At 71.0% G+C, this 22,448-nt stretch carries 17 protein-coding genes and 1 pseudogene; 10 read left to right on the top strand and 8 right to left on the bottom strand.

Features of this window, described 5'->3' with window-relative positions; all coding sequences use genetic code 11:
- Positions 1 to 71 precede the first annotated feature (71 nt).
- On the bottom strand, positions 72 to 2,000 hold the full coding sequence (locus ABTY98_RS02915; protein ID WP_352219078.1) for a phosphatase PAP2 family protein: 1,929 nt from the start codon (positions 1,998 to 2,000) through the stop codon (positions 72 to 74).
- A gap of 291 nt (positions 2,001 to 2,291) precedes the next feature.
- Positions 2,292 to 3,197 (bottom strand): N-acetylglucosamine kinase, encoded by a 906-nt coding sequence (locus ABTY98_RS02910; RefSeq protein WP_352219077.1) that lies wholly within the window; start codon positions 3,195 to 3,197, stop codon positions 2,292 to 2,294.
- 322 nt (positions 3,198 to 3,519) lie between these two features.
- Here ABTY98_RS02910 and ABTY98_RS02905 point away from each other — a divergent pair, with 322 nt between their 5' ends.
- From ABTY98_RS02905 to ABTY98_RS02880, 6 genes and pseudogenes are all read left to right on the top strand, one after another.
- Complete coding sequence (locus ABTY98_RS02905; protein WP_352219076.1) at positions 3,520 to 4,653, top strand: ROK family transcriptional regulator; 1,134 nt, start codon at positions 3,520 to 3,522, stop codon at positions 4,651 to 4,653.
- A 276-nt stretch (positions 4,654 to 4,929) separates the two neighbouring features.
- A complete protein-coding gene (locus tag ABTY98_RS02900; protein WP_352219075.1) occupies positions 4,930 to 6,258 on the top strand; it encodes an ABC transporter substrate-binding protein in 1,329 nt (442 codons plus the stop codon).
- Positions 6,259 to 6,375: 117 nt separating this feature from the next.
- Positions 6,376 to 7,287, top strand: coding sequence for a carbohydrate ABC transporter permease (locus ABTY98_RS02895; RefSeq protein ID WP_352219074.1), 912 nt, complete (start codon positions 6,376 to 6,378; stop codon positions 7,285 to 7,287).
- Positions 7,284 to 8,186, top strand: coding sequence for a carbohydrate ABC transporter permease (locus tag ABTY98_RS02890; RefSeq protein WP_352219073.1), 903 nt, complete (start codon positions 7,284 to 7,286; stop codon positions 8,184 to 8,186). Before ABTY98_RS02895 ends, ABTY98_RS02890 begins: the two co-directional genes overlap by 4 nt.
- Positions 8,187 to 8,188: 2 nt before the next feature.
- Entirely contained in the window at positions 8,189 to 9,907 is a 1,719-nt protein-coding gene (locus ABTY98_RS02885) for a hypothetical protein (RefSeq protein WP_352219217.1), read from the top strand.
- A gap of 43 nt (positions 9,908 to 9,950) precedes the next feature.
- Positions 9,951 to 10,161, top strand: a pseudogene (locus tag ABTY98_RS02880) (hypothetical protein); the annotation flags it as partial.
- A 330-nt stretch (positions 10,162 to 10,491) separates the two neighbouring features.
- On the opposite strand, the gene ABTY98_RS02875 reads toward ABTY98_RS02880, so the two are convergent.
- Complete coding sequence (locus tag ABTY98_RS02875; RefSeq protein ID WP_352219072.1) at positions 10,492 to 11,166, bottom strand: nucleoside/nucleotide kinase family protein; 675 nt, start codon at positions 11,164 to 11,166, stop codon at positions 10,492 to 10,494.
- A gap of 77 nt (positions 11,167 to 11,243) precedes the next feature.
- On the opposite strand from ABTY98_RS02875, the gene ABTY98_RS02870 reads away from it, so the two are divergent.
- Both ABTY98_RS02870 and ABTY98_RS02865 read left to right on the top strand, forming a co-directional pair.
- Positions 11,244 to 11,978: an HAD family hydrolase gene (locus ABTY98_RS02870; RefSeq protein WP_352219071.1), complete on the top strand. Its 735-nt coding sequence runs from the start codon at positions 11,244 to 11,246 to the stop codon at positions 11,976 to 11,978.
- Positions 11,975 to 14,320, top strand: a complete 2,346-nt coding sequence (locus ABTY98_RS02865; RefSeq protein WP_352219070.1) for a glycoside hydrolase family 65 protein — start codon at positions 11,975 to 11,977, stop codon at positions 14,318 to 14,320. The genes ABTY98_RS02870 and ABTY98_RS02865 overlap by 4 nt, the downstream gene beginning before the upstream one ends.
- Before the next feature lie 172 nt (positions 14,321 to 14,492).
- Here ABTY98_RS02865 and ABTY98_RS02860 read toward each other — a convergent pair whose 3' ends face one another.
- Positions 14,493 to 15,386: a M56 family metallopeptidase gene (locus ABTY98_RS02860; RefSeq protein WP_352219069.1), complete on the bottom strand. Its 894-nt coding sequence runs from the start codon at positions 15,384 to 15,386 to the stop codon at positions 14,493 to 14,495.
- The gene (locus ABTY98_RS02855) at positions 15,383 to 15,766 is read right to left on the bottom strand and encodes a BlaI/MecI/CopY family transcriptional regulator (protein ID WP_352219068.1); all 384 of its coding nucleotides are present in this window, start codon (positions 15,764 to 15,766) and stop codon (positions 15,383 to 15,385) included. The genes ABTY98_RS02860 and ABTY98_RS02855 overlap by 4 nt, the downstream gene beginning before the upstream one ends.
- Positions 15,767 to 15,913: 147 nt before the next feature.
- Between ABTY98_RS02855 and ABTY98_RS02850 the strand changes: the two genes are divergently transcribed.
- Positions 15,914 to 16,861, top strand: coding sequence for a lysylphosphatidylglycerol synthase domain-containing protein (locus tag ABTY98_RS02850; protein WP_352219067.1), 948 nt, complete (start codon positions 15,914 to 15,916; stop codon positions 16,859 to 16,861).
- Positions 16,862 to 17,031: 170 nt separating this feature from the next.
- Complete coding sequence (gene nicT, locus ABTY98_RS02845; RefSeq protein WP_352219066.1) at positions 17,032 to 18,192, top strand: Nickel transporter NicT; 1,161 nt, start codon at positions 17,032 to 17,034, stop codon at positions 18,190 to 18,192.
- Between the two features lie 10 nt (positions 18,193 to 18,202).
- On the opposite strand, the gene ABTY98_RS02840 is transcribed toward nicT, so the two are convergent.
- The 3 genes from ABTY98_RS02840 to sthA form a co-directional block, all read right to left on the bottom strand.
- Positions 18,203 to 19,162 (bottom strand): hypothetical protein, encoded by a 960-nt coding sequence (locus ABTY98_RS02840; protein ID WP_352219065.1) that lies wholly within the window; start codon positions 19,160 to 19,162, stop codon positions 18,203 to 18,205.
- Positions 19,163 to 19,174: 12 nt separating this feature from the next.
- On the bottom strand, positions 19,175 to 20,647 hold the full coding sequence (locus tag ABTY98_RS02835; protein WP_352219064.1) for an APC family permease: 1,473 nt from the start codon (positions 20,645 to 20,647) through the stop codon (positions 19,175 to 19,177).
- A 295-nt stretch (positions 20,648 to 20,942) separates the two neighbouring features.
- Positions 20,943 to 22,346 (bottom strand): Si-specific NAD(P)(+) transhydrogenase, encoded by a 1,404-nt coding sequence (gene sthA / locus ABTY98_RS02830; RefSeq protein ID WP_352219063.1) that lies wholly within the window; start codon positions 22,344 to 22,346, stop codon positions 20,943 to 20,945.
- Positions 22,347 to 22,448: the final 102 nt, after the last annotated feature.

The following is a 22,448-nucleotide window of genomic DNA, read 5'->3' as shown; positions in this document are numbered from 1 at the left end:
CCCGCGGTGACGGGAGCGATCAAGGGCCGCATCATGGCCCTACTGTCGCATCGCTCCCGCCACCGGGCGCGTCACCGCTTCACGAGTCGTACCGACAGACCGTCTGCCGTGTACACGGGTACGGCCCGCAGCTTGTCGGAGTTCAGCTCGACGTGGTCGAACTGTCCGCGCAGCCGCGGTGCGTCGAGCACCAGGAGGGTGCAGCCCGCGGCCGGCGGGTGCTCGGTGTCGAGGTTCAGGGACAGCGTGCTGCCCTTGCCGAGCACCGCCAGGTGCTTCACCTGGAGCGGCGCCTTGCGGCCCTTTCCGAGCGTCACCTCCAGGGTGCCCGCGTCCTGCGTGTACGTCCCGCGCACGAACAGTCCCCCGGCCACCCGCAGGGTGCCGGCCGTGATCCGGACGTCGCCGCGGCCCAGCGCCTCGTTCGAGGCGGCGACCAGGGTGCCCCCGGCCACCACGGTGCCGCCGCGGTAGCCGTTGCTCCCGGTGAGCGTCAGCGTGCCGGTGCCCTCCTTGGTCAGCCCGCCGTGGCCGTCGATGTCGTGGCGCCAGCTGTCGGCCGCCGAGAAGCCGCCGGCCGCCGCGTCCAGGGTGACCGTGACGTCCGTGTCGAAGGCGCCGTAACCGTCGGCCGCGGCGAACAGGTTGAGGCGGCCCCACTGCTCGACGCCGTCAAGGAGCACATAGCCGGAGGGCAGCCCGGTGGTGCGCAGCACCTCACGGCGCTGGTCGGCGGTGAGGTAGGGCTGGCGGGTCTCCAGGAGCACCTCGGCGCCCTTGGGCACGGTGAACGGCAGGTCGCCGCCCTGCCGCCGCAGGATGTACGTCAGCCGGGGGGTGGCCGCGCGCTCGTTGGCCTCGCGGTCGGCGTACGGGTCGGCGGCGGGGGCCGAGTGGGCGTAGGCGTACAGGGTGTCGGCGGTGCTGCCGGTCTGCGCCTCGAAGTAGGCGAGGGCCTGGGCGCGGGCGGCCGCCTTGAGGGCGGCGTTGGCCGGGTCGGCGAGGGTGGCGGCGGCCAGGGCGGTGGCCATGATGCGGCCGCCGATCACGTCGACCGTGTTGTGCATACCGGCGACGATGCGGGTGTCGCTGAGCTCCAGGGCGCGGGTGACCAGCTCCTGGAAGCGCTCCGGCACCGCGTAGGCGTAGGCCAGGCCCGCCAGGTGGAAGGCGTTGGTGTGGCCGGACGGGAAGCCGCCGTCGTCGACCGGGGAGCTGCTGCGCTGGCGCAGCAGCTGCGGGGCGACGACCACGTCGGACTCGTAGACGGGGAAGCCGTAGGCGTCGGTCCTGCCGGTGTCGACGACCTTGCTGTCCTCGTTCATGCGCCACGGACGCGGGTACTGGTAGGCGTACTTGGACGGGTTGCCGGACGCGTAGTTGCCCCGCACGGTGTCCACCAGTTCGGCCACCTTCCCGAGCGCGGAGCTGTGCGAGCCCGCGCCGAGCGCAGAGCCCGCCGGGGCGTCGGCCGGGACGGCGTCGTTGATGGTGGTCGCGGGCGTCCCGTCGGGGGCGCTGGTGATCGAGGTGACCGCGAGCGCACCTGCCTTGTAGAGGTCGGCCAGCGGGCCGAGGCCGGCGATCATCGCGTAGCTCTGGTGCTGGCGGTCGTAGAGGAACGCCTTCTTCGCCTCGGCGACGGAGCGCCTGGCGGTGATCTTGGCGCAGTAGCGCATGTTGTCGCGCAGGATGTCGGCCCGCAGCACGGTGCCGGTGTTCCAGGCGGCACCGGTCTTCCATATCTGAGCGAAGCCGCCGAGGATGCGGACCACCGCGTTGGTGTCGGCGGTGAGGTTGGTGCTGATGTTCGTCTTGTAGTCGTCGACGAACGCGAGAGCGGTCGCGGCCTTGGCGTCCGCGGCGGCGAGCCAGCCGACGAACGTCGGGGCCGCCAGCACACCCGCCGACGCGCCGAGCGAGGTCTTCAGGAATCCCCGTCGGCCGACGGCGAGTCCACGGGCCGGTGAGGAGGTGTGATGCCCGGCAGGTGACGGCATGGGTGTGCCTCTCTTGAGGTCTACGGCGCGACGGCCGGAGGGGAGTTCACACGCACACCCGGTGCGCCCGATGTGCGTGAGCGTGTGGGTTCGCGTGGGAAAAGTGTTGAACGAGCGAAGTTCTAAGGCGGGCCCGTGTCCCGGCGGTCATGGTCCGACGACCGCCACATGACCCGGAGTTGAACGACAGCCCGGTGGTTCACCGGAAGAAGGGCCCGGACCTGCGCGTTCGCAGCGTCGAACAGCCCGTGGTCCACACGCGGTAGACCGAACGGGCCGAAGACAGGTTTCTCACATGATCGAACGCGCCAGCGCCACCGCCCCCTCGACCGGCGGGAGGCGCAGGCGCCTTGGCCGGGCGCCCGGCAGGGCCTGGGCGAGCGCGGCGGCGAAGGCGTCGTACAGGCGCGGCTGGGAGAGGATCGTGCCGCCCGCTACCACCACGTCGTCCACGGCGACACCGCGCGCGGCCAGTCGCAGCACGAGGCCGGCGAGGGCGCGACCGCCCTGGGCTATCACGTCCTCGGCGAGGACGGAGCCCGCGTCGGCGGCGGCGAAGAGCACCGGAGCGTGCCGACCCCACTCCGCGGAGACGTCGGTGACACCCTCCAACGCGGCGCCGAGCGAGGGTACTTCGGTCACGCCGAAGGCGGCGGTCAGCCCTGTCGCGAGCGCGTCGGGTGCCTCGCCGCGGTCGTGCGCGGCCCAGACGGCGCGGGCGGCCTCGCGCACGAGTCCGGCGGCGCCGCCTTCGTCACCGAGGACCGCACCCCAGCCGCCGACCTGCACGGGGCTCCCGTCGGCGTGCCCTCCTACGGCCACCGAACCGGTACCGGCGACCAGGCCGACGCCCTTGTCCAGGCCCGCGGCGGGGACAAGGAGTTCGGCGTCGCCGACGACGAGGACGGGCGTCTCGTGGAAGTCCCGCAGCGCGGCGGTGATCGCGGCGCACTGGCGTGGGGTCTCACATGCGTGCCCGCCGACGGCGAGGGCGGCGGGGCGGGCGCCGGCCGGCAGGGCCTCGTGGACCAGCGCGGCCAGCCAGCGGGCGGCGGCGGCCGGGTCGTGCGGCCGCCAGCCACTGCTCGAACGGACGTGGTCGGCGACCACGTCCGCGCCGGCGAGCGCACGGAGATGGGTCTTGGTGCCGCCCACGTCGACACCGACCACGAGCGGGGAAGAAGGAGCGTCCTGCACGGATCCTCTTTCGTCGTCCGGGCGAAGAGCACCGAATAGCCTGGCACTGTGCTGCGACGGCGGGCGAACCGTGCCTGGCCGAACAGGAGTTGAGCGAATCGGGAAGCCCCGGGACGGGCTTCTTTCGGGGCACGGCAGGCGAGTACCGTGTACTTCGTTAGGAAGTTAACTAACGAAGTACAGTGCGTCAAGAGTTGTCGCGCAGTCGATCAACGGGACGCCGCCGCAGGGCGGGGCCGCGCGGCACGAGGGCATCGCATCGCCGCATCCCGCCATCCGGGGAGCGCGGCCCCTGACCCATGGGGGAACTGTGAAACACGTCGTGACCGAAGCCCCCCGCCTCACCGAGAGCGCCGGCGCGGTGTTCGCCGTGCTGGCCCGGGCCGGCAGTGCTACCCGGCCGCAGCTCGCGAGCCTCGCGGGCCTGTCCAAGCCGACGGTCTCCGCCGCCGTCGCGGAACTGGAGGGCGCACGGCTGGCCGCCTGCTCCGGCACCGCGTCCGGCGGCACCGGCCGCTCCGCCGTCGTCTACGGGCTCGGGCCCGCCTCCGGATCCGTCCTCGCCGTCGACCTCGGGCCGGCCCGCACCCGGGTGCGCGGCTGCGCCCTGGACGGCACCCTGCTCGCCGAGGCGGCCACTCCGCGGGCCCGGGCCGCCGACGCGGTCCGCGAGGCGCTGGCCGCACTGCCCGTCGGCGCCCCGCTGCGGGCCATCGTGGTCGCCGTCGGTGATGTCACCGCCCCCGACCGCACCGGCGGCGGGATGCGCCCGGCGACCGCCAAGGCCGGACCGGTCTTCGACGCGGTGTCCGTCGCGCTGCCATCGGGCGTCCCCGTCCACCTGGAGAACAACGTCAACTGCGCCGCCCTCGCCGAACTCCACGAGGGCGCCGCCCGGGGGCGCCATAGCTTCGGCTATCTGCGGATCGGGGTCGGTATCGGTCTCGGCATCGTCATCGGCGGCCAGGTGCTGCGCGGGGCCAACGGGGCGGCCGGTGAGCTGGCCCGGCTGCCCTACCCCTGGGACGACGACCGGGAGCCGCGCCAGGAGGCCCTGGAGGCCTACGTCGGCTCACAGGCCCTCCTGCGCCGGGCCGCCCGGGCCTGGCGGGCCGCCGACGGCCCGCGCCCCCGCACCGCCGACCGGCTCTTCGCGCTGGCCGCCGACGGCCTGGAGCCCGCCCGTGCCCTGGTCGCCCGGCACGCCGCCGACGTGGGCCGGCTGGCCGCCGCCGTGGCCGCCGTACTGGACCCGGGGCTGATCGTGCTCGGCGGCAGCACCGGCGCGGATCCCCAGCTCCTGCCCGGGGTGCGGGCCGAACTGGGGCGGCTGAGCTGGCCCACCGAGGTGGTCAGCAGCCAGATCGGCGATCTCGGTACCGTCGTGGGCGCGGCCCGGCTCGCGGTGGCCAAGGGAGTCCAAAACGTGACCGAAGGCGCGCAGGCGAAGGATTGACGGCCTCCAACTCGGTCTGCCAATGTCCGGACAAGCGCTTTCTAAGTCGGCCGGGACGCCGACTTGGGGTGAGCGTCCCAGCCCGTACACGACGTACGGCAACCGCACGAGGGCGTGCCCGTGCGGTGACGGCCAGGACGGCCGGGGATCTCGCCCCGCGTGGACGATGCGGCCGGGCGAGGCCGCGCCCCCGGAAAGCGACCTTTCCTTCAAAATGCACCCGTGCCGCCTCGGTCGGCGCCGTGCTCCGTCCCTACGAACGAAATGGGATCGAAGATGACCACTGTGGGTGTGCGGCGCTCCCGCCGACTCGGCCGCGGCGGTATGCGCCGCCTGGTTCCCCTCGCTGCCGTGGCCACGGCAGGAGCCCTGCTGCTCTCCGCCTGCGGGTCGGGGTCCGGCTCGGGCGGGACCTCCAAGTCGCTGACGTTCTGGATCTCCACGGTTCCGGGGCAGGACGCGGGCTGGAAGAAGCTCGTGGCGCAGTACAAGAAGGAAACGGGCGTCGACGTCAAGCTCGTCAACATCCCCTACGACGGCTACCCGACGAAGCTGCACAACGCCGCGCAGGCGAACTCGCTGCCCGACGTCGCGGACGTGCCGGCGCTGGACCCGATCTGGTCGAACAAGCTGATCGACCTCAGCTCCATCGCCAACGACAAGAGCTACAACATCAACGCCAACTTCCTCGCCAAGGACTCGTCCGGGAAGGTGCTGTCCATCCCCTCGGACGTCACCGCGTCCGGCCTGTTCATCAACGAGACGCTGTTCAAGAAGGCCGGTGTCTCCGTCCCGACCTCGCCCTCGAAGACCTGGACCTGGACCGAGTTCATCGCGGCGGCGAACAAGGTCCGGGAGAAGACCGGCGCCAAGTACTCCCTGACGTTCGACCAGTCGCCGTCCCGGCTCCGCGCCATGGTGTACGAGATGGGCGGGAAGTACGTCCACGCGGACTCCTCCGGCAAGTTCTCGGTGGACGCCGCGACCAAGAAGGCCGTGAACTACTTCGTCGGACTGAACGACGACAAGACCATGCCGAAGTCGGTGTGGACCAGCGGCGCCGACCCGTCGGCCATGTTCCAGAGCGGTGACGTGGTCGCCTACTGGTCCGGTGTCTGGCAGGTCGCCGCCTTCGCGGACAGCATCAAGAAGTTCGACTGGGCGAGCGTCCCGACTCCCGCCCAGCCGGTGCAGGCCAGTGACGTAAACAGCGGCGGCATGATGGTGGGCTTCAACAACAACGGCGCCGCGGCCACCGCCGCGAAGAAGTTCATGTCCTGGGTCTACGACCCGAAGCAGTACACCGAGCTGGTCGAGACCTCCGGGTTCCTCCCTGTCGAGAGCGGTCTGACCCCGAAGTACCCCTTCACCTCCGAGGCGGCGCAGGCGGCGTTCAAGCTGTACAACGAGGAGATCCCGCTCTACGCCCCGATCTCGGGTTACTTCAACGGCGCGCAGACGAACTGGGTGCTGAAGGGCAAGAGCCTCACCACCGACCCGACGAAGACGGAGCTCGGCAAGGCGATCAACGGCCAGCAGTCGGCCGACAAGGCCCTGCAGAACATCGTGGACGGCTACAACCAGCAGGTCGGCGGCGGATCGTAGGCCACAGGGCCGGGCGGCGGGGTCGAGACACCGCCGCCCGGCCCTGGACGCCCACCTGATGCCGGGCTCATGGCGTGAGCCCACAGCAATCCATTCCACCAGCACGGAGTCAGGAAGATGACAAAAAGCGCCTCGGACGTGTCCGGGAGCCCGCCCAGGCGACGCAGCACCTACACCATCGCGCCGCTCGTCCTCATCGCGGCCAATGTCGTGCTCTTCGCGCTGTTCTTCGTCTGGCCGGCGGTGATCGGGCTCGTCTACTCCTTCACGAACTACACGGGTGTAGGGCCGTTCCAGTTCGTCGGACTGGACAACTATCACAACCTGTTCGGGGACTCCACCTTCTACGACGCGCTGTTCCGGACGCTGCTGTACACCGTGCTCTTCGTTCCGCTGAACTTCGCGCTCTCGCTGCTCATCGCCAACGTGGTGGTGAGCAAGCACGCCAAGGGCGCGTCGGTCGCCCGCGTCGTCTTCTTCATCCCGTGGCTCCTGTCGCCCATCGTCGTGGGTGTCCTGTGGCGGTGGCTGTTCGGTGAGAACTTCGGACTGGCCAACTACGTCATCGAGAAGCTCGGCGGACACGCGGTTCCGTGGCAGTCGAACGCGGACCTGTCGCTGCTGGTGGTGGTGATGGCGGCATCCTGGGCCTGGACGGGCTTCTCGATGCTGTTGTTCATCGCGGCGATCAAGAACGTGCCGGTGTCGTACTACGAGGCGGCCTCGCTCGACGGCGCCGGCCCCTGGCGCCAGTTCATCAGCATCACACTGCCGAGCATCGCGCCCACCTCGTTCATCGTCATCCTGCTCAACACGATCAACGCGATGAAGGAATATCCGCTGTTCGTCTCCCTCAACAACGGCGGACCCGGAACGTCGAACAACCTGCTTGTCCAGTACATCTACCAGACCGGCTTCCAACGGGGCCAGATCGGCTACGCGAGCGCCGCGTCATTCGTGCTCATGCTCATCCTGATGACCGTCGCGATCGTCCAGCTGATCGTCAACCGGCGGGTGGAGAACCGATGACAACCACAGACACGCCACGCCCGGTCGACTCCGGTCCCGGACGAGCCGTCTCCAAGAAGCGGCCGCGCAGCGCGGGCAGCGGTGGGCTCCGGCGGGCGGTGTCCGCGACGACACTGCTGTGGATCCTGGCGTGCCTCTACGGGTTGCCCGTGCTGTGGTTCATCCTCAGCTCCCTCAAACCGGCCGGGGATCTGTTCTCCTATCCGCTGACCCTGGTTCCGCACAACCCGACCCTGTCGGGTTACCTGACGGCGTGGCGCAGTGCCAACTTCTCCCAGTACTTCATCAACACGACCATCGTGTGCGTGATCACGACGATCCTCACGGTAGGAGCCAGCTGCTGCACCGGGTACGCGCTGGCCAAGTACGACAACCGGTGGCTCAAGGCGTTCTTCATCTGCATCCTGGCCACCACGATGCTGCCGTCCGAGGTCATGCTCGCCCCGGAGTTCCTGGTGGTCCGCAACCTCGGCCTCTACAACTCGTTCGCCGGCATCATCCTCCCGGCCGTGCTCACCGCGACCGGATGCTTCATGTTCCGCCAGTTCTTCCTGACGGTTCCCGACGAGCTCGTGGAAGCGGCGCGCATCGACGGCGCCCGCGAACTGTCGATCTTCCTGCGGATCATGGTGCCGCTCTCCCGGCCCATCATGCTGACCCTCGCCATCCTGTCCTTCCAGTGGCGGTGGAACGACTACATCTGGCCGCTGCTGATGCTCAACGACCCCAACAAGTTCACCGTGCAGATCGGCATCCAGAGCATCGTCGGCGCGCAGAACATCAACTGGTCGGTCCTGCTCGGCGCATCGGTCATCTCCATGATCCCGCTGATCGTCATCTTCCTGGTCTTCCAGCGCTACGTCATGAGCGCCGACATCAACGCCGGACTGAAGGACTGATGGTGCCCACCCCGCTCGACCACGAGTTCGTCCGCGCGGTGGCCCGTGCCGCCGACCGGCTGGCCGCCCCGCTGGCGGCCGGCCCCGACGAGGAACCCGCCGGCGTGCCGCACCGTGGTCTGGCGCGCCGGGTGAAGACTCTGATCGCGGTATACCGTTCCCCCAACTCGGCGCTGTACGGCAGCAGGCAGGCCATCGCCGCCACGATGACCCACCTCCGCGCCCTGCGGGCCGCGCAGACCAGCACCGGCTTCTTCGCCGGCGGCGACAACGTGCAGTCACCGCCGGACTCCGCCTTCACCGTGAACGACGTGTGCGACGCGCACGTCCTCGCCGCCGGCGCGGGGCCCGAACTGCGCGACGTCACGTCCGCGCTCGCCGAGATCGCCGGGGCCGCCTCCGGCAGTCTCCTGACCGGTGGGGTGCACACCCCGAACCACCGCTGGGAGCTGTGCGCGGCGCTGGCCCGGCTGCACCGGTCGTTCCCCGACGACCGGCTGCTCGACCGCGTCGAGGAGTGGCTCGCCGAGGGCGTCGACATCGACGCGGAGGGCCTGTACTCGGAACGGAGCGCCAACTACGCGGCCCACGTCTCCAACCCGTCGCTGCTGCTGCTGGCCGGCGTGCTCGGCCGCGCCGACCTGCTGGACGCCGTCGAACGCAATCTCGCCACCACCCTGGACCTCATCAGGCCGGACGGCACGGTGGAGACCGTCCACTCGCGACGGCAGGACCAGAACCACCCGTTCCCACTGGAGCCCTATCTGCCGCACTACCGGCTGCTCGCGATCCGCACCGGCCGGGGCGACTTCAGCCGGGCGGCGCGGCTGGCGGCGGCCGGCGGCATCGACGACCCCGACCTGCTCGCCGAGACCCTCCTCACCCCGGACCTGTGCCGTGCCCTGCCGGCCCCGGCCGCGGAGCCACTTCCGCGCGACCGGTACATCACCACCGCGTGCCTCGCCGCGCGCGCCTCGGCCATCGCGCACACGGTGGTGTACGGCGGCTCCGACGTGCCCGAGCACCGGCGCATCCGCTCGGGCCTCGCCTGCAATCCCACCTTCATGCGCCTGTTCGCCGGCGACGCCGTCCTCGACGCGGTCCGTCTCTCGCGGGGTTTCTTCGACCTGGGCCCGTTCCGCGCCGCCGGCATGCAACAGCTCGCCGGCAACCAGTACCGGCTCACCGAAACCCTCACGGCCGCCTACTACCAGCCGCTCCCGCCGGACCGGAGGCGGGACGACGGCGCCTACCGGATGGCGGACGAGGGGCGCTTCTCGGCCGCGATGGCCTTCCCGGACCGGCCTCGGGACGAGGTCTCACACACGACCCGCGTCGAGGTGGACCTGCGGGAAGACGGTGCCGACCTGCGGATCGACATCAGCGGACCGAGGGTGCCCTGGGCCCTCGAACTGACCTTCCGGCCGGGTGGCGTGCCAGACGGCGCCGTACCGATCGGCGACGGGCGCTGGTGCCTGACGACGGGGCCGATGACCTACCGGGCCGGTGACGACGAGATCCGGGTCGAGGTCGGCGTCGAGGCAGGCGAACCGCTTGCCGGGCCGGACCGGAGCGACGTACTGCGGTACGACCCGGGGCAGGACCACACCGTGGTGGGCGGCACAGACGCGACGACCGGGAACCGCGTCTACATCGGTGGGCACGGCCCTCACACACTGAGCGTCACACTGCGCGCCCGCCACCCCGCACCCGTCCTCTGACCCCGACGACCCACGCCATGGCCACCTCCGGCATGAAGGGCTGATCCACCCGTGCGCCTCCTCCGCCGGCTCGGCCCGCTGCACGACCTGCCGTCCACCCCAGAGGCGTACGACGCGGTCCTCGCCGACGTCGTGGAGCAGGCCCTGGCCGCCTCACGCCCGAGGGCAGCCTCGAACATCCCGACACCGACGACGACATCGGCGACACCTCCCTGCTGGCCCTCGCCTGGCAGCGCGCCAAGGACCCGCGGCTTCTGGTCACCTCCACCGCGTACGAGGCCGAACCGGCGCCGGGCGCACCGCAGCACCTGCATGTGTTCGCCGTACGGTACGGACCCGGCGGAGACTTCACGCCATCGTTCGAAGGCGACCTGACCGTGCACACCGAGGCTTTCACCGCCGTCATCGAAACCGAGGACCCCACGGCGATCCCGGCCTCGCCCTCACCAGTTGCCAGGTGTATTGACTCGCAGTGTTGTTCACACGGCTGAGTTGTCGTCGGTCGACGACGATCCCCCTTCAGCCGGGTTCTCGGCTCGGCCGAGAAGCGCAGTCCCTCCCGGCCGACCTGATCCGCCGGACCCCTAGCCGGGGCCACGGCTGCCCGCGTCATACGGCACGGGCAGCGCCGTCTCCGGCACCACCAGGTCCGCCCGGTCCCGGGTCGCCGCGACCAGGTCGGCGTTGCGCTGGTCGGTGCCCGCCACCCAGGCCACCGCCTGCTCGTGCCCCTTGCCGAACTCCTCGTGCCGGGCGACCAGCCGCCGTATCCGCTCGGCCTCGTCGATCTCGCAGAACCACACCTCGTCCAGGGCCGGCCGCACCCGCGCCCACGGGCCGTCCGTCAGCAGCAGGTAGTTGCCCTCCGTCACCACCAGCCGGGCCGTCGGCGGCACCGGGATCGCGCCCGCCAGCGGCTGCTCAAGGACCCGCTCGAATTCCGGCGCGTACACCACCTCGCCGGTGTCCTCGCGCAACCGCCGCAGCAGCGCCGTGTACCCGGCCGCGTCGAAGGTCGCGGGCGCCCCCTTGCGGTCGCGCAGCCCCAGCCGGTCCAGTTCGACGTCGGCCAGATGGAAGCCGTCCATGGGTACCTGCGCCACCCACGGCTCGCCGGAGCCGTTCAACTCGCGCACCAGATGCTCGGCGAGCGTGGTCTTGCCGGCACCGGGGCCGCCCGCGATGCCCAGGATCGCGCGCGGACCGCGTCCGGTGAGTGAACGGGCCCGGTCGAGGAGGTCGTCGAAAGTCAGCGGCACGCAAAAAGTGTGACATCGCACCCGGGATGTGGTGTGTGCCACCCCCTCGAAGCCTCCGGATGGGGAAGATGCCGGACATGACAGCACTCGGTCTGCCCGACACCATCCAGGCCTGCCTCTTCGATCTCGACGGGGTCGTCACCAAGACGGCCGTCGTGCACGCGGCGGCCTGGAAGGAGACCTTCGACGCCTTCCTGCGCGGCTACGACGGCCAGCGGCCCTTCGACGCGGTCGCCGACTACGACGAATACGTCGACGGGCGCCCCCGCGCCGACGGGGTCCGCGCCTTCCTCGACTCCCGCGGCATCCACCTGCCCGAGGGCACCCCGGACGACCCGCCGGACGCCGCCACCGTGCACGGCCTCGGCAACCGCAAGAACGAACTGCTCCTGGAGAAGATCCACACCGACGGCGTCGAGGCCTACGACGGCACCCTGCGCTACCTGGAGGCGGTCCGCGCGCGGGGACTGCGCACCGCGATCGTCTCCTCCAGCGCCAACTGCCGTGACGTGCTGCGCTCGATCGGCGCCGAGCACTTCTTCGACGTCCGCATCGACGGGGTGGTGGCCACCGAGCGCCACCTGCCCGGCAAACCGCACCCCGACACCTTCCTTGCCGCCGCCCACGACCTCGGCGTCGAGCCCGCCCACGCCGCCGTCTTCGAGGACGCCCTCGCCGGCATGGACGCGGGTCGAGCCGGCCGTTTCGGGTACGTCGTCGGCGTGGACCGCGTCGGGCAGACGGACGCCCTGTACGCCCACGGCGCGGACACCGTCGTGAAGGACCTCGCCGAACTGGGAGGCAAGCAGTGATCACCCAACGGTCGTACGCCGTGGAGCCCTGGGCGGTCCGCGAGACCGAACTCGACCTCGATGTGCTCGCGCAGAGCGAGTCGGTGTTCGCGCTGTCCAACGGGCATGTCGGCTGGCGCGGCAACCTCGACGAGGGCGAGCCGCACGGTCTGCCGGGCAGTTACCTCAACGGCGTGCACGAGGTGCATCCGCTGCCGTATGCCGAGGCCGGCTACGGCTATCCGGAGTCCGGGCAGACCGTCATCAACATCACCAACGGCAAGATCCTGCGGCTGCTGGTCGACGACGAGCCCTTCGACCTGCGCTACGGCCGCCTCGTCGCCCATGAGCGGGTGCTGGACCTGCGCCGGGGCGTTCTGGAGCGGACCTGTGAGTGGACCTCGCCGGCCGGGTCCACCGTCCGGGTGCGCTCGACCCGGCTGGTGTCGCTGACCCAGCGCGCGGTGGCCGCCGTCGCCTACGAGGTGGAGGCCGTCGACCGGCGCTGCCGGGTCGTCATCCAGTCCGAGCTGGTCGCCAACGAGCAGCTGCCCGGGGCGAACGGCGACCCGCGCGCCGCGGTGGCGCTTCAGTCACCGCTGGAGCAGGAGGACGGCTTCGCCGCCGGGCGCCGGCTGCGCCTGGTGCACCGCACCCGGCGCAGCGGCCTGCGGGTCGCGGTCGCCGCCGACCACACGGTCGCCGGTCCCGGCCGGACCACCACGCACGCCGAGAGCGACATCGATGTGGCCCGGCTGACCGTCACCTCCGTGCTGGAGCCGGGGGAGCGGCTGCGGGTGGAGAAGTTCGTCGCCCACGGCTGGTCCGGGGTGCGTTCGCTGCCCGCCATGGCCGACCAGGTGGACGCGGCGCTCGCGGCCGCCGCGCACGAGGGCTGGCCGGGCCTCGCCGACGAACAGCGCGGCTACCTGGACGACTACTGGTCCCGCGCCGACGTGGAGGTGGACGGTGACGAGGAGGTCCAGCAGGCCGTCCGGTTCGCCCTCTTCCATGTGCTGCAGGCCGGGGCCCGCGCCGAACAGCGCGCGATACCCGCCAAGGGGCTGACCGGCTCCGGATACGACGGGCACGCCTTCTGGGACACGGAGATGTTCGTGCTGCCCGTGCTCACCCACACCGCCCCCGACGCCGTCGCCGAGGCGCTGCGCTGGCGCTACAACACCCTGCCCGCCGCGCGTGAGCGGGCCACCCAACTGGGCCTGGACGGCGCCGCGTTCCCCTGGCGGACCATCGCGGGCTCGGAGGGCTCGGCGTACTGGCCGGCCGGCACCGCGGCCTTCCACGTCAACGCCGACGTCGCCGACGCGGTGGTCCGCTATGTCGCCGCCACCGGCGATGTGGACTTCGAACGGGACACCGGTGTCGAACTGCTCGTGGAGACCGCCCGCCTGTGGCGTTCGCTCGGGCACCACGACAGCCGCGGCGCCTTCCACATCGACGGCGTCACCGGCCCCGACGAGTACAGCGCGGTCGCCGACGACAACACGTACACCAACCTGATGGCGAGGGCGAACCTGCTGGCCGCCGCCGACGCCGTCGAACGCCACCCGCGCCAGGCGGCGGCGCTCGGCGTCGACGCGGAGGAGAGCGCCGCCTGGCGGGACGCCGCCGACTCCGTTCACGTCCCCTACAACCACGAACTGGGCGTCCACGAACAGCACGCCGGGTTCACCCGCTACCAGCGGTGGGACTTCGCGAACACCAGCCCCGAGCAGTACCCGCTGCTGCTGAACTTCCCCTACTTCGACCTCTACCGCAAACAGGTCGTCAAACAGGCCGACCTGGTGCTGGCGATGTACACCTGCGGGGCGTTCTTCGACGAGGAGCACATCGCCCGCAACTTCGCCTACTACGAGCCGCTGACCGTACGCGACTCCTCCCTGTCCGCCTGCTGCCAGGCCGTCGTCGCCGCCCAGGCCGGGCACCTCACCCTCGCCCACGCCTACACGGCCGAGGCCGCGCTGATGGACCTCGACGACCTGGAGCACAACACCCGCGACGGACTGCACATCGCCTCCCTCGCCGGCACCTGGATGGCACTGGTCGCGGGCTTCGGCGGGTTGCGCCACCACGACGACGGCGCCCGCTTCGCGCCCCGGCTGCCCGAGCGGCTGCGCCGCCTCGCCTTCACCCTGCAACTGCGCGGCAGCAGACTGCGTGTGGAGATCGGCGCCGACAAGGCGACGTACTCGCTCCTCGACGGCCCGCCGCTCACCCTCCACCACCACGGGGAGCCGCTGACGGTCAGCACGGACGGTCCTGCGGTGCGCGCGGTACCCCCGGTGCGCCCGGGACCGACACCGCAACAACCGCCACATCGGGCGCCGACCCGACCGGCGTGAGCCGCAGCGCCCCGCAAGGGGCGCGGGGAACTGCGCGACCGGCCACAACCCACCGGCACTCTGCAACGCATCCGCAGCCCTGCGGCGCAATCCGAAAAGATGCGCGATCGTTCGTCCGCGGCGCCGTCGTGGCTGGTCGCGCAGTTCCCCACGCCCCTGAAAACGGGGCACTTCACGTGAGCGCGTTGAAGAGCAGACCGATCAGATCGCCTGTCGCGTCCACCGCGAACAGCGCCGCCAGAGCGCCCAGCGCGAGAACGGCCGCCGCGGCGAGCCACAGGTGCGGGGGAGGAGTGGTCTGCAGGGCGGCGATCCGGCGGGTGACCGCGCGGTCCGTGAAGTTCAGGGCGCAGGACGGGCGGCCCCGGCCCGCGCTGAGCGCCGCCCGGGCCAGCGCCCGGGCGGTGGTCCCGCGGTCCCCGACCTCGGTCGCCGCCTCCTCGTCCGCCCACCGCTCCACCAGGAAGGTCACGGCCGCACGGACCGGGCCGAGCAGCGGGTTGGCGGCCGCGGCGAGGGTCGCCGCCGTCACCATACGGCCGTGCCGGTGCGTCAGATGGGCCCGCTCATGGGCCAGCAGCACCCGCCGCTCGGCCGGTGCCAGCGCGCTCAGCATCGCCGAGGTGACCAGGATCCGGCCGGGCCGGCCCGGGATCGCGAACGCCTGCGGCACCTCGCAGGCGGCCACCACCAGCTCGGTGTCTCCGGGATGCCCCTCGCACAGCCGGCGCAGCGCCCGCCGGGTCCGGCGCTCGGCCCGAACCGCCCGCTGCACCCGCCACACCACCACGGCCAGCGTGAGGCAGGCGGCGACGCCGATCACCTCGGGCACCGGGTCGGTGAGCGGGCGGCCGTCCTCGTGGGCCTCCCGGATCACCGGCGGCGCGTCGCCGAGCAGGGCGGTGGTCAGCAGCACCAGGGACCAGGTGGTCGCGGCGGCGGTCAGTACGGCGGCGGAGGTCAGCACACGCGCGGCCAGCGCCGGGGCCACCCGGCGGCCGATCAGCCCACTGACCGACGGCAGCAGCAGGGAGACCAGCAGCGGGGTGTAGACGTCGAACCTCATGCCGCGCCCCCGGCGAACAGATTGCGCAGCGCCCGCTCCTCCTCCGCACTCAGTCCGGACACGAACTGCTGAAGGGCGGCGATCGGGTCAGGCCCCCGGTCCAGGGCCTCGTGCATGGCCTCGGCGGTCAGCTCGGCGGCGTTCTTCGCCGGCCGGTAGGCACCGCGTCGCCCGTCGGCGTCCCGCAGCACCAGCCCTTTGTCGTAGAGCCGTTTGAGGATGGTGTGGACCGTGTTGTACGCGAGTCCCCCGCCGATCTCGGACTGGATCTCGGCGGGGGTCAACGGGCGTTCGGTCGCCCACAGGGCTGCCAGCACTTCGCTCTCCAGCTCTCCGGCGCTGCGCCGCTCCGCCCTGCCGCGGGACCCTGTGCCAGCCATGGCACAACCTTACAGCGCGTAGTGCCGCCGTTCGTATGGACGTACCTGCGCGGCCTCCACCAGTAATTCTGGTTAGTTTGTCAGTCTTTGTCCCTGAAGCTCAAGGACGGTCCTGCGAGCTGTAAGGGAACAGGGGTGGGTGCCTCGATGGTCCCGAACGTGAACGCCACGCCCGTCACGGGCCGCCGAGGTGTCTACTGGCAGACCGGTCTCTGCCTCGCCCTGCTGACCGGTGCGGGCTGGCTGCTCCGGCGGCACTGGCCGACCGTGGAACACGGGGCGCTCCGGCTCGCCGTCGCCGACCAGGGCTGGCTGCTCGTGGCGGCCCTGGCGGCGGCCGGGACCTGGGCGGCCTCGGCCCTCGCCCAGCAGGGCGCGGTCGCCCAAGGGCTGCCCGGCGGGCGCCTGGTCGCCGCGCAGTTCGCGGCCTCGGCCGCCAACCACCTGCTGCCCGCGGGGCTCGGTGCGGGCGCGGTGAACCTGCGCTTCCTGATGCGCTGCGGACTCCCGGCGGGCCGTGGTGCGTCGGCCCTGGCAGTCAAGGCCGCCGCCGGTGCCGTGGTCCGCCTGGTCCTGATCGCCGTCCTCGCCCCGGCCTGTCCGGGGCTGCTGCGGATCCCGCATGTGTCCGTGGCCGTGCTGCTCGCCGTGACCGCCGCGGCCGCACTGCTCGTCGTCCTGCTCCGGGTCCGGGTGTGGGCCCGCTGCCGGGGTGCGGTGACCGCCGTGGCCGCCGACATCCGGGCCCTGCACGGCCGCCCCGTCCGCGCGGCCGCGCTGTGGGGCGGCTCCGTCGCCTTCGCCGGGCTGCACGCCCTGGTCCTCATCGCCGTGACCCGGGCCGTCGAACTCCCGCTGTCCCCGGCCCGGGTGGCGCTGCTCTACCTCGCCGCCAGCGGCGCCGCCGCCCTGCTGCCCACCCCGGGCGGCCTCGGCTCGCTCGACGCGGCCCTCGCCTTCGCCCTGACCGCCTCCGGAACCCCGGCCGCCGCGGCAGCCTCAGCCGTGCTCGGCTACCGGTTGCTGACCATGTGGCTGCCGCTGCTGCCCGGCCTGCTGGTGCTCGGGGTGCTGGTCCGGCGCCGGGCGCTGTGACCCGCCTGCCGGCCGAGTGATCACCCCAACCGCCCCTTTACCGTCCCATGGGGTTCTCATGGGAAAGGTCTGTCGCCGGCTTTAATGCGAACGAATTGCAAGTACGGAAAGATGGCACAAGGCTGCCGACGGCAGCTGCTCGAAGCTCGACCGAAGGATGCCACCTCCCGATGACGGCCGCCCCTGGTTCCGCTCCGTCCCTCCCCGCCCAGGCCGAGACCAAGCGCTCGGCCTGGCACCGTGTCCGGGGCTCCATGACACGGCAGGAGTGGATCAGGGTCGGCGGGATGGCCTCCTTCGTGCTCGCCCTGCACGTCATCGGCTGGGGCACCCTGGTCGGGATCATCGCGCCGCAGCACTTCAGCGTCGGCAAGGAGTCCTTCGGCATCGGCATCGGCGTCACCGCGTACACCCTGGGCATGCGGCACGCCTTCGACGCCGACCACATCGCGGCGATCGACAACACCACCCGCAAGCTGATGGGCGAGGGGCAGCGCCCGCTGTCGGTCGGCTTCTGGTTCTCCCTCGGCCACTCCAGCATCGTCTTCGGCCTCGCCCTCCTGCTCTCGCTCGGCATGAAGACCCTGGCCGGACCCGTCCAGGACGACGACTCGCACCTCCACGACGTCACCGGCCTCATCGGTACGACGGTCTCCGGGACCTTCCTCTACCTCATCGCCGGCATCAACCTCGTCATCCTGGCCGGCATCTGGAAGGTGTTCCGGCAGATGCGCTCCGGCGCCTACGACGAGGCCGCCCTGGAGACACAGCTGAACAACCGCGGCTTCATGAACCGCTTCCTCGGCCGGGTCACCGGCTCGATCAGCAAGCCCTGGCAGATGTACCCGTTGGGCCTGCTGTTCGGCCTCGGTTTCGACACCGCCACGGAGATCGCCCTGCTGGTCCTGGCCGGCTCCGGCGCCGCCTCCGGTCTGCCCTGGTACGCCATCCTGACCCTGCCGGTGCTGTTCGCGGCCGGTATGTCGCTGCTCGACACCATCGACGGCTCGTTCATGAACTTCGCCTACGAGTGGGCGTTCTCCAAGCCGGTTCGCAAGGTCTACTACAACCTCACCATCACCGGTCTGTCCGTCGCCGTCGCCCTGATCATCGGCACGGTGGAGCTCCTCGGCCTCCTCGCCGACAAGCTGGACCTGCACGGCGCCTTCTGGGACTGGGTCTCGGGCCTCGACCTCAACACCGTGGGCTTCGTCATCGTCGGCCTGTTCTTCGCCACCTGGGTGATCGCCCTGCTGATCTGGAAGGCGGGCCGCATCGAGGAGAAGTGGACGACGGGCCTCGCCCGGCCCGCCGAGCAGACCGAGGCGTAGGCCGCCCCCCTCAGCCGCGGATCTTCAGATCCGCCCGCCACTTGAGGATCTGCTTCTCCGCGTCGCCGGTGTACGACCACGGGGTGCGGGTCGCCCGCCGCCCCTGGAGCCGCAGCAGGGCCGAGGCGATGTCCGTGACCCCCGCCTGACAGGCCGCGTGCGTCAGGTAGTTGAGGTCACGCAGTTCGCCGGGAGCGACGGGCTCCTCGCCGCGCTGGGCGATCCAGCGCTCCCAGGTGCGCCGTACGTCGCTGACCGCGCCGTCGTGCTTCCAGTGCTGGCCGTGCCCCACCGAGGTCTGCTGTCCCTTCGCCCCGTCCAGGGCGAAACGGAACTCCTCGACACGGGCGTACTGCACCAGGACCGGCAGCGGGCAGCCGGGCGGGCCGACCCCGGCCGCGTCCCGGGCGAAGTCGTACATCAGGCCGTGCGTGCCGTGCCAGCGTGCGGAGTAGTAGTGGAGCACCTGGAGATGGCCCTCCACGTTGTACGGGTCGCGCCGGTGCAACTCGTCCCACCAGCGGGCGAGTTCCTGCCGGCGCACCCCGGTCGGATACAGGCGCGCCACCGAGATCAGGGAGACCCAGGGGGTCGGATCCTGCGGGTAGGCCTCCGCGGCCGCCAGGCAGGCCAGCACGGCGGCGTCGATCCTGGACCGGTCCATCGGGGCACCCCGGCCCGCCGAGATGGCCAGGGTGAACGCCCGGGCCGTCTCGGTCGCCGCCCGCAGTACCAGCGCGTCGGCGCCGTGCGGTTCGGTGGCCAGCCAGGACTCCGCCGTCGAACTGCGCGCGCAGGCCTGCGCCAGCAGCCGCACCCGGTGCCCGCGGACGAGCCAGTCCGGGCCGGTGGCCCGCAGCAGGTCCCTCAGGCCCTGCCAGCGGCCGATGACGATGTCCTGACGGGCCGAGGTGAGGGCGGCGTCCCCGCAGTCCGGGTCGAAGTCGGGGGCGAAGCGGTCTCGCGCCATCGGGCTCGCACCTCAGAAATCCGTGGGGAGGCCTTCGTAAGCCTGGGCCTGTGCGGGGGTGTGGTCGTCGAGCACGTAGTCGGCCTCGACCGTGCGGGTGGCGTCCAGCTTGGCAGGCCGGTAGTAGTCGCTGCCCTGCTTCCAGTACCAGAGCATCGGGATCAGGCCGACGGCCAGACCACCGATACCGATCGCGATCGCCGCGGTGCTCAGCTGACTGAGCGACTCGACGAAGATCCAGAACATGAAGACCGCGCCGAGCAGCGGCCACACCCCGCCGAGCAGGAAGTTGCCCGCGGACCTGAACAGCATCTTGCGGTAGGCGACGACCACGGCGAGGCCCGCGAGACCGTAGTAGACGGCGATCTGGAGGCCGATCGCCGAGATGGCGTCGGAGAGGATCTCGCGCACCGAGCCCAGCGCGTTGGAGGCGATGAACATCACCAGCGCCACCCCGCCGACCACGGCGATCGCCACGTACGGGGTGTTCCAGGTGCGGTGCACCCTGCCCAGCGCGGCCGGCATCGTGCGGTCGCGGCCCATGGCGAACAGCGAGCGGGTGACCTGGATGAGGGTCGTCTCCAGGGTGGCGATGGTGGACAGCATCACGGCGACGATCAGCAGCTTGCCGCCCCAGCCCGGCCAGATCTCCTCACCGAGGAAGGCCAGCACGTTGGCGTCGTTCTTCGCGATCTGGTCCGAGGACAGGATGACGTTCACGGCGATGGTGAACACCTCGAACAGCGCGAAGACGATGCCGACGCCGATCAGGCCCGCCAGTCCGGTCGTGCGGCGGGAGTTGCGGGTCTCCTCGCTGAGGTTGCTGGTGACGTCCCAGCCCCAGTAGTAGAACGCGGCGATCAGCGCGCCCGAGGCGAAGCCGGAGACGCCGTCGAAGTGGCTGAAGCCGAGCCACGACCAGTCGAAGGCGCGGGCGTTGCCGGTGTGGAAGAGGGCCAGCACCGCGAACAGCAGCAGGATCGCCAGCTCGATGCCCGACATCAGCAGCTGGGCGCGGACCGTGAGCCGGGCGCCGCCGAGCACCACCGCCAGCATGACCAGGAACCAGACGGCCCCGACCACCGTCGACAGCGCCACGTTGTCGGCGAGGCCCGCGTCGAACAGGGACAGCGTCATCGAGCCGGCGGGCAGTGAACCGGCCACCATGAAGATGGTCGCCGACACCACCAGCGCCCAGCCGCTGACGAAGCCGAGGAAGGGGTGCAGGGTGCGGCCCACCCAGGAGTAGCTCGCGCCCGCGTTCACGTCGATCCGGCCGAGATAGCTGAAGGCCAGCGCGATGCCCAGCATCGGTATCGCGCACCACAGCAGCGCGGCCGGACTGGCCAGACCCACCGCCCCCACCAGGACCGCGGTGGTCGCGGCCAGCGAGTACGCCGGTGCGCTGCCCGCTACGGCCATCACCACGGTGTCGAACGTTCCGAGGGCGTTGGCTTGAAGCCCTCTGCCCCTGATGTTGCTCATGGTTGTGCTGCTTTCCGGTCGTGCACGGCGCACGGGAGTGCGACCCGCGGCGGTACGGGTGGGGGGTGCGCGACCGTCCTCGAACCCGGAGAGGGATGGCCTCGGGTCAGGGGCCGGTCAGAAGAAAGAGAGGGGTGGTGAGGGCCGCATGCCGAGAGTCGGCAGACGGTCACACCGCGTGTGTGGGTGTGATGATAGCGGCCCTCTTTGACCTTTCAAGCTGACCGACCGGTAATCACATATGCCACTTGAAGGGGCCAACTCTCACACCGGCAGCAGCCGTTCCTGAACGCCCTCAGTCCTCCAGCCGGTCGAGCTGCCGCAGCTTGTTGGTGGCGTCCAGGGCCGCGACCTTGTAAGACTCCGCCAGCGTCGGGTAGTTGAACACGGCATCCACCAGGTAGTCGACCGTGCCGCCGCAGCCCATCACCGACTGACCGATATGGATCAGTTCTGTCGCGCCGGTACCGAAGCAGTGCACACCGAGCAGCCGCCGGTCGCCGGGGGAGACCAGGAGCTTGAGCATCCCGTGCGAGTCGCCGATGATCTGGCCCCGGGCCAGCTCCCGGTAGCGGGCCACCCCGACCTCGAACGGCACGCACTCCTCGGTGAGTTGGTCCTCGGTCCGGCCGACGAAGCTGATCTCCGGGATGGTGTAGATCCCGATCGGCTGCAGGTTGTCCATCTGCCCAACCGGTTCCCCGTAGGCGTGGTACGCGGCGACCCGGCCCTGTTCCATGGAGGTCGCGGCGAGCGCCGGGAAGCCGATGACATCGCCGACGGCGTAGATGTGCGGCACCTCGGTGCGGTAATGCTCGTCCACCGTGATCCGCCCACGCCGGTCCGCGGACAGGCCCGCCTTGTCCAGGTCGAGTCCGTCGGTCAGGCCCTGCCGGCCCGCCGAGTACATCACCGTGTCCGCCGGTATCTTCTTGCCGCTCTCCAGCACGGTCAGCGTGCCCCGGGGGTGCCGCTCGACGGCGGCTACGGTCTCGCCGAACCGAAAGGTGACGGCCAGGTCCCTGAGGTGGTACTTCAGCGACTCGACGACCTCGACGTCGCACATGTCGAGCATGCCCGCGCGCTTCTCCACCACGGTGACCTTGCTGCCGAGCGCCGCGAACATCGAGGCGTACTCCATGCCGATCACACCGGCACCCACGATCACCATGGAGCGCGGCACCCGCTCCAGCGACAGCACGTTGTCCGAATCCATGATGGTGCGGCCGTCGAACTCGACGCTGTCCGGGCGGGCCGGCCGGGTGCCGGTGGCGATGACGATGTGCTCCGCGCTCAACAGCCGTTCGTCGCCGTTCGGTTCGCGCAGGGCGACGGTGTGCGGGTCGACGAACCGGCCGGTGCCGGAGCAGAGGGTGACGTGGTTGCGGGAGAGCTGGTTGCGGACGACGTCCACCTCGCGGCTGACCACGTGCTGGGTGCGTGCGGTCAGGTCGGCGACGGTGATGTCCTCCTTGAGCCGGTAGCTCTGACCGTAGAGATCGCGCTGGGTGAGACCGGTCAGGTAGAGGACCGCCTCGCGCAGGGTCTTGGAGGGGATGGTGCCGGTGTGGATGGACACACCGCCGACCATCTCGGGGCTGTCGACCACGGCGACCCGGCGGCCCAGCTTGGCCGCGGCGATGGCGGCTTTCTGGCCGCCGGGTCCGGATCCGATGACGAGCATGTCGAAGTCGGGCACCCTGCGAAGTCTGTCAGCACGCGGCCCCGCTTCGAAAGGCTGAACGGGCAACCTTCGTATGAAATCGGGTACGGTCCCGGGCCGTTGGGCGTCCCGCGCACC

Origin of the sequence: Streptomyces sp. NPDC096040 (assembly GCF_040303265.1) — a bacterium.
GTDB lineage: Bacteria > Actinomycetota > Actinomycetes > Streptomycetales > Streptomycetaceae > Streptomyces.
The sequence above is the reverse complement of the archived record's forward strand: the minus strand, read 5'-3'. Positions and strand labels throughout refer to the sequence as shown.

Bases quoted from the DNA above. Each gene is read 5' to 3' on its own strand.
- ABTY98_RS02900 (WP_352219075.1), top strand. From the start codon at position 4,930: ATGACCACTGTGGGTGTGCGGCGCTCCCGCCGACTCGGCCGCGGCGGT.
- ABTY98_RS02855 (WP_352219068.1), bottom strand. From the start codon at position 15,766: ATGGCTGGCACAGGGTCCCGCGGCAGGGCGGAGCGGCGCAGCGCCGGA.
- ABTY98_RS02890 (WP_352219073.1), top strand. From the start codon at position 7,284: ATGACAACCACAGACACGCCACGCCCGGTCGACTCCGGTCCCGGACGA.
- ABTY98_RS02915 (WP_352219078.1), bottom strand. From the start codon at position 2,000: ATGCCGTCACCTGCCGGGCATCACACCTCCTCACCGGCCCGTGGACTC.
- ABTY98_RS02860 (WP_352219069.1), bottom strand. From the start codon at position 15,386: ATGAGGTTCGACGTCTACACCCCGCTGCTGGTCTCCCTGCTGCTGCCG.
- ABTY98_RS02870 (WP_352219071.1), top strand. From the start codon at position 11,244: ATGACAGCACTCGGTCTGCCCGACACCATCCAGGCCTGCCTCTTCGAT.
- nicT (WP_352219066.1), top strand. From the start codon at position 17,032: ATGACGGCCGCCCCTGGTTCCGCTCCGTCCCTCCCCGCCCAGGCCGAG.
- ABTY98_RS02895 (WP_352219074.1), top strand. From the start codon at position 6,376: ATGACAAAAAGCGCCTCGGACGTGTCCGGGAGCCCGCCCAGGCGACGC.
- ABTY98_RS02840 (WP_352219065.1), bottom strand. From the start codon at position 19,162: ATGGCGCGAGACCGCTTCGCCCCCGACTTCGACCCGGACTGCGGGGAC.
- ABTY98_RS02850 (WP_352219067.1), top strand. From the start codon at position 15,914: ATGGTCCCGAACGTGAACGCCACGCCCGTCACGGGCCGCCGAGGTGTC.
- ABTY98_RS02835 (WP_352219064.1), bottom strand. From the start codon at position 20,647: ATGAGCAACATCAGGGGCAGAGGGCTTCAAGCCAACGCCCTCGGAACG.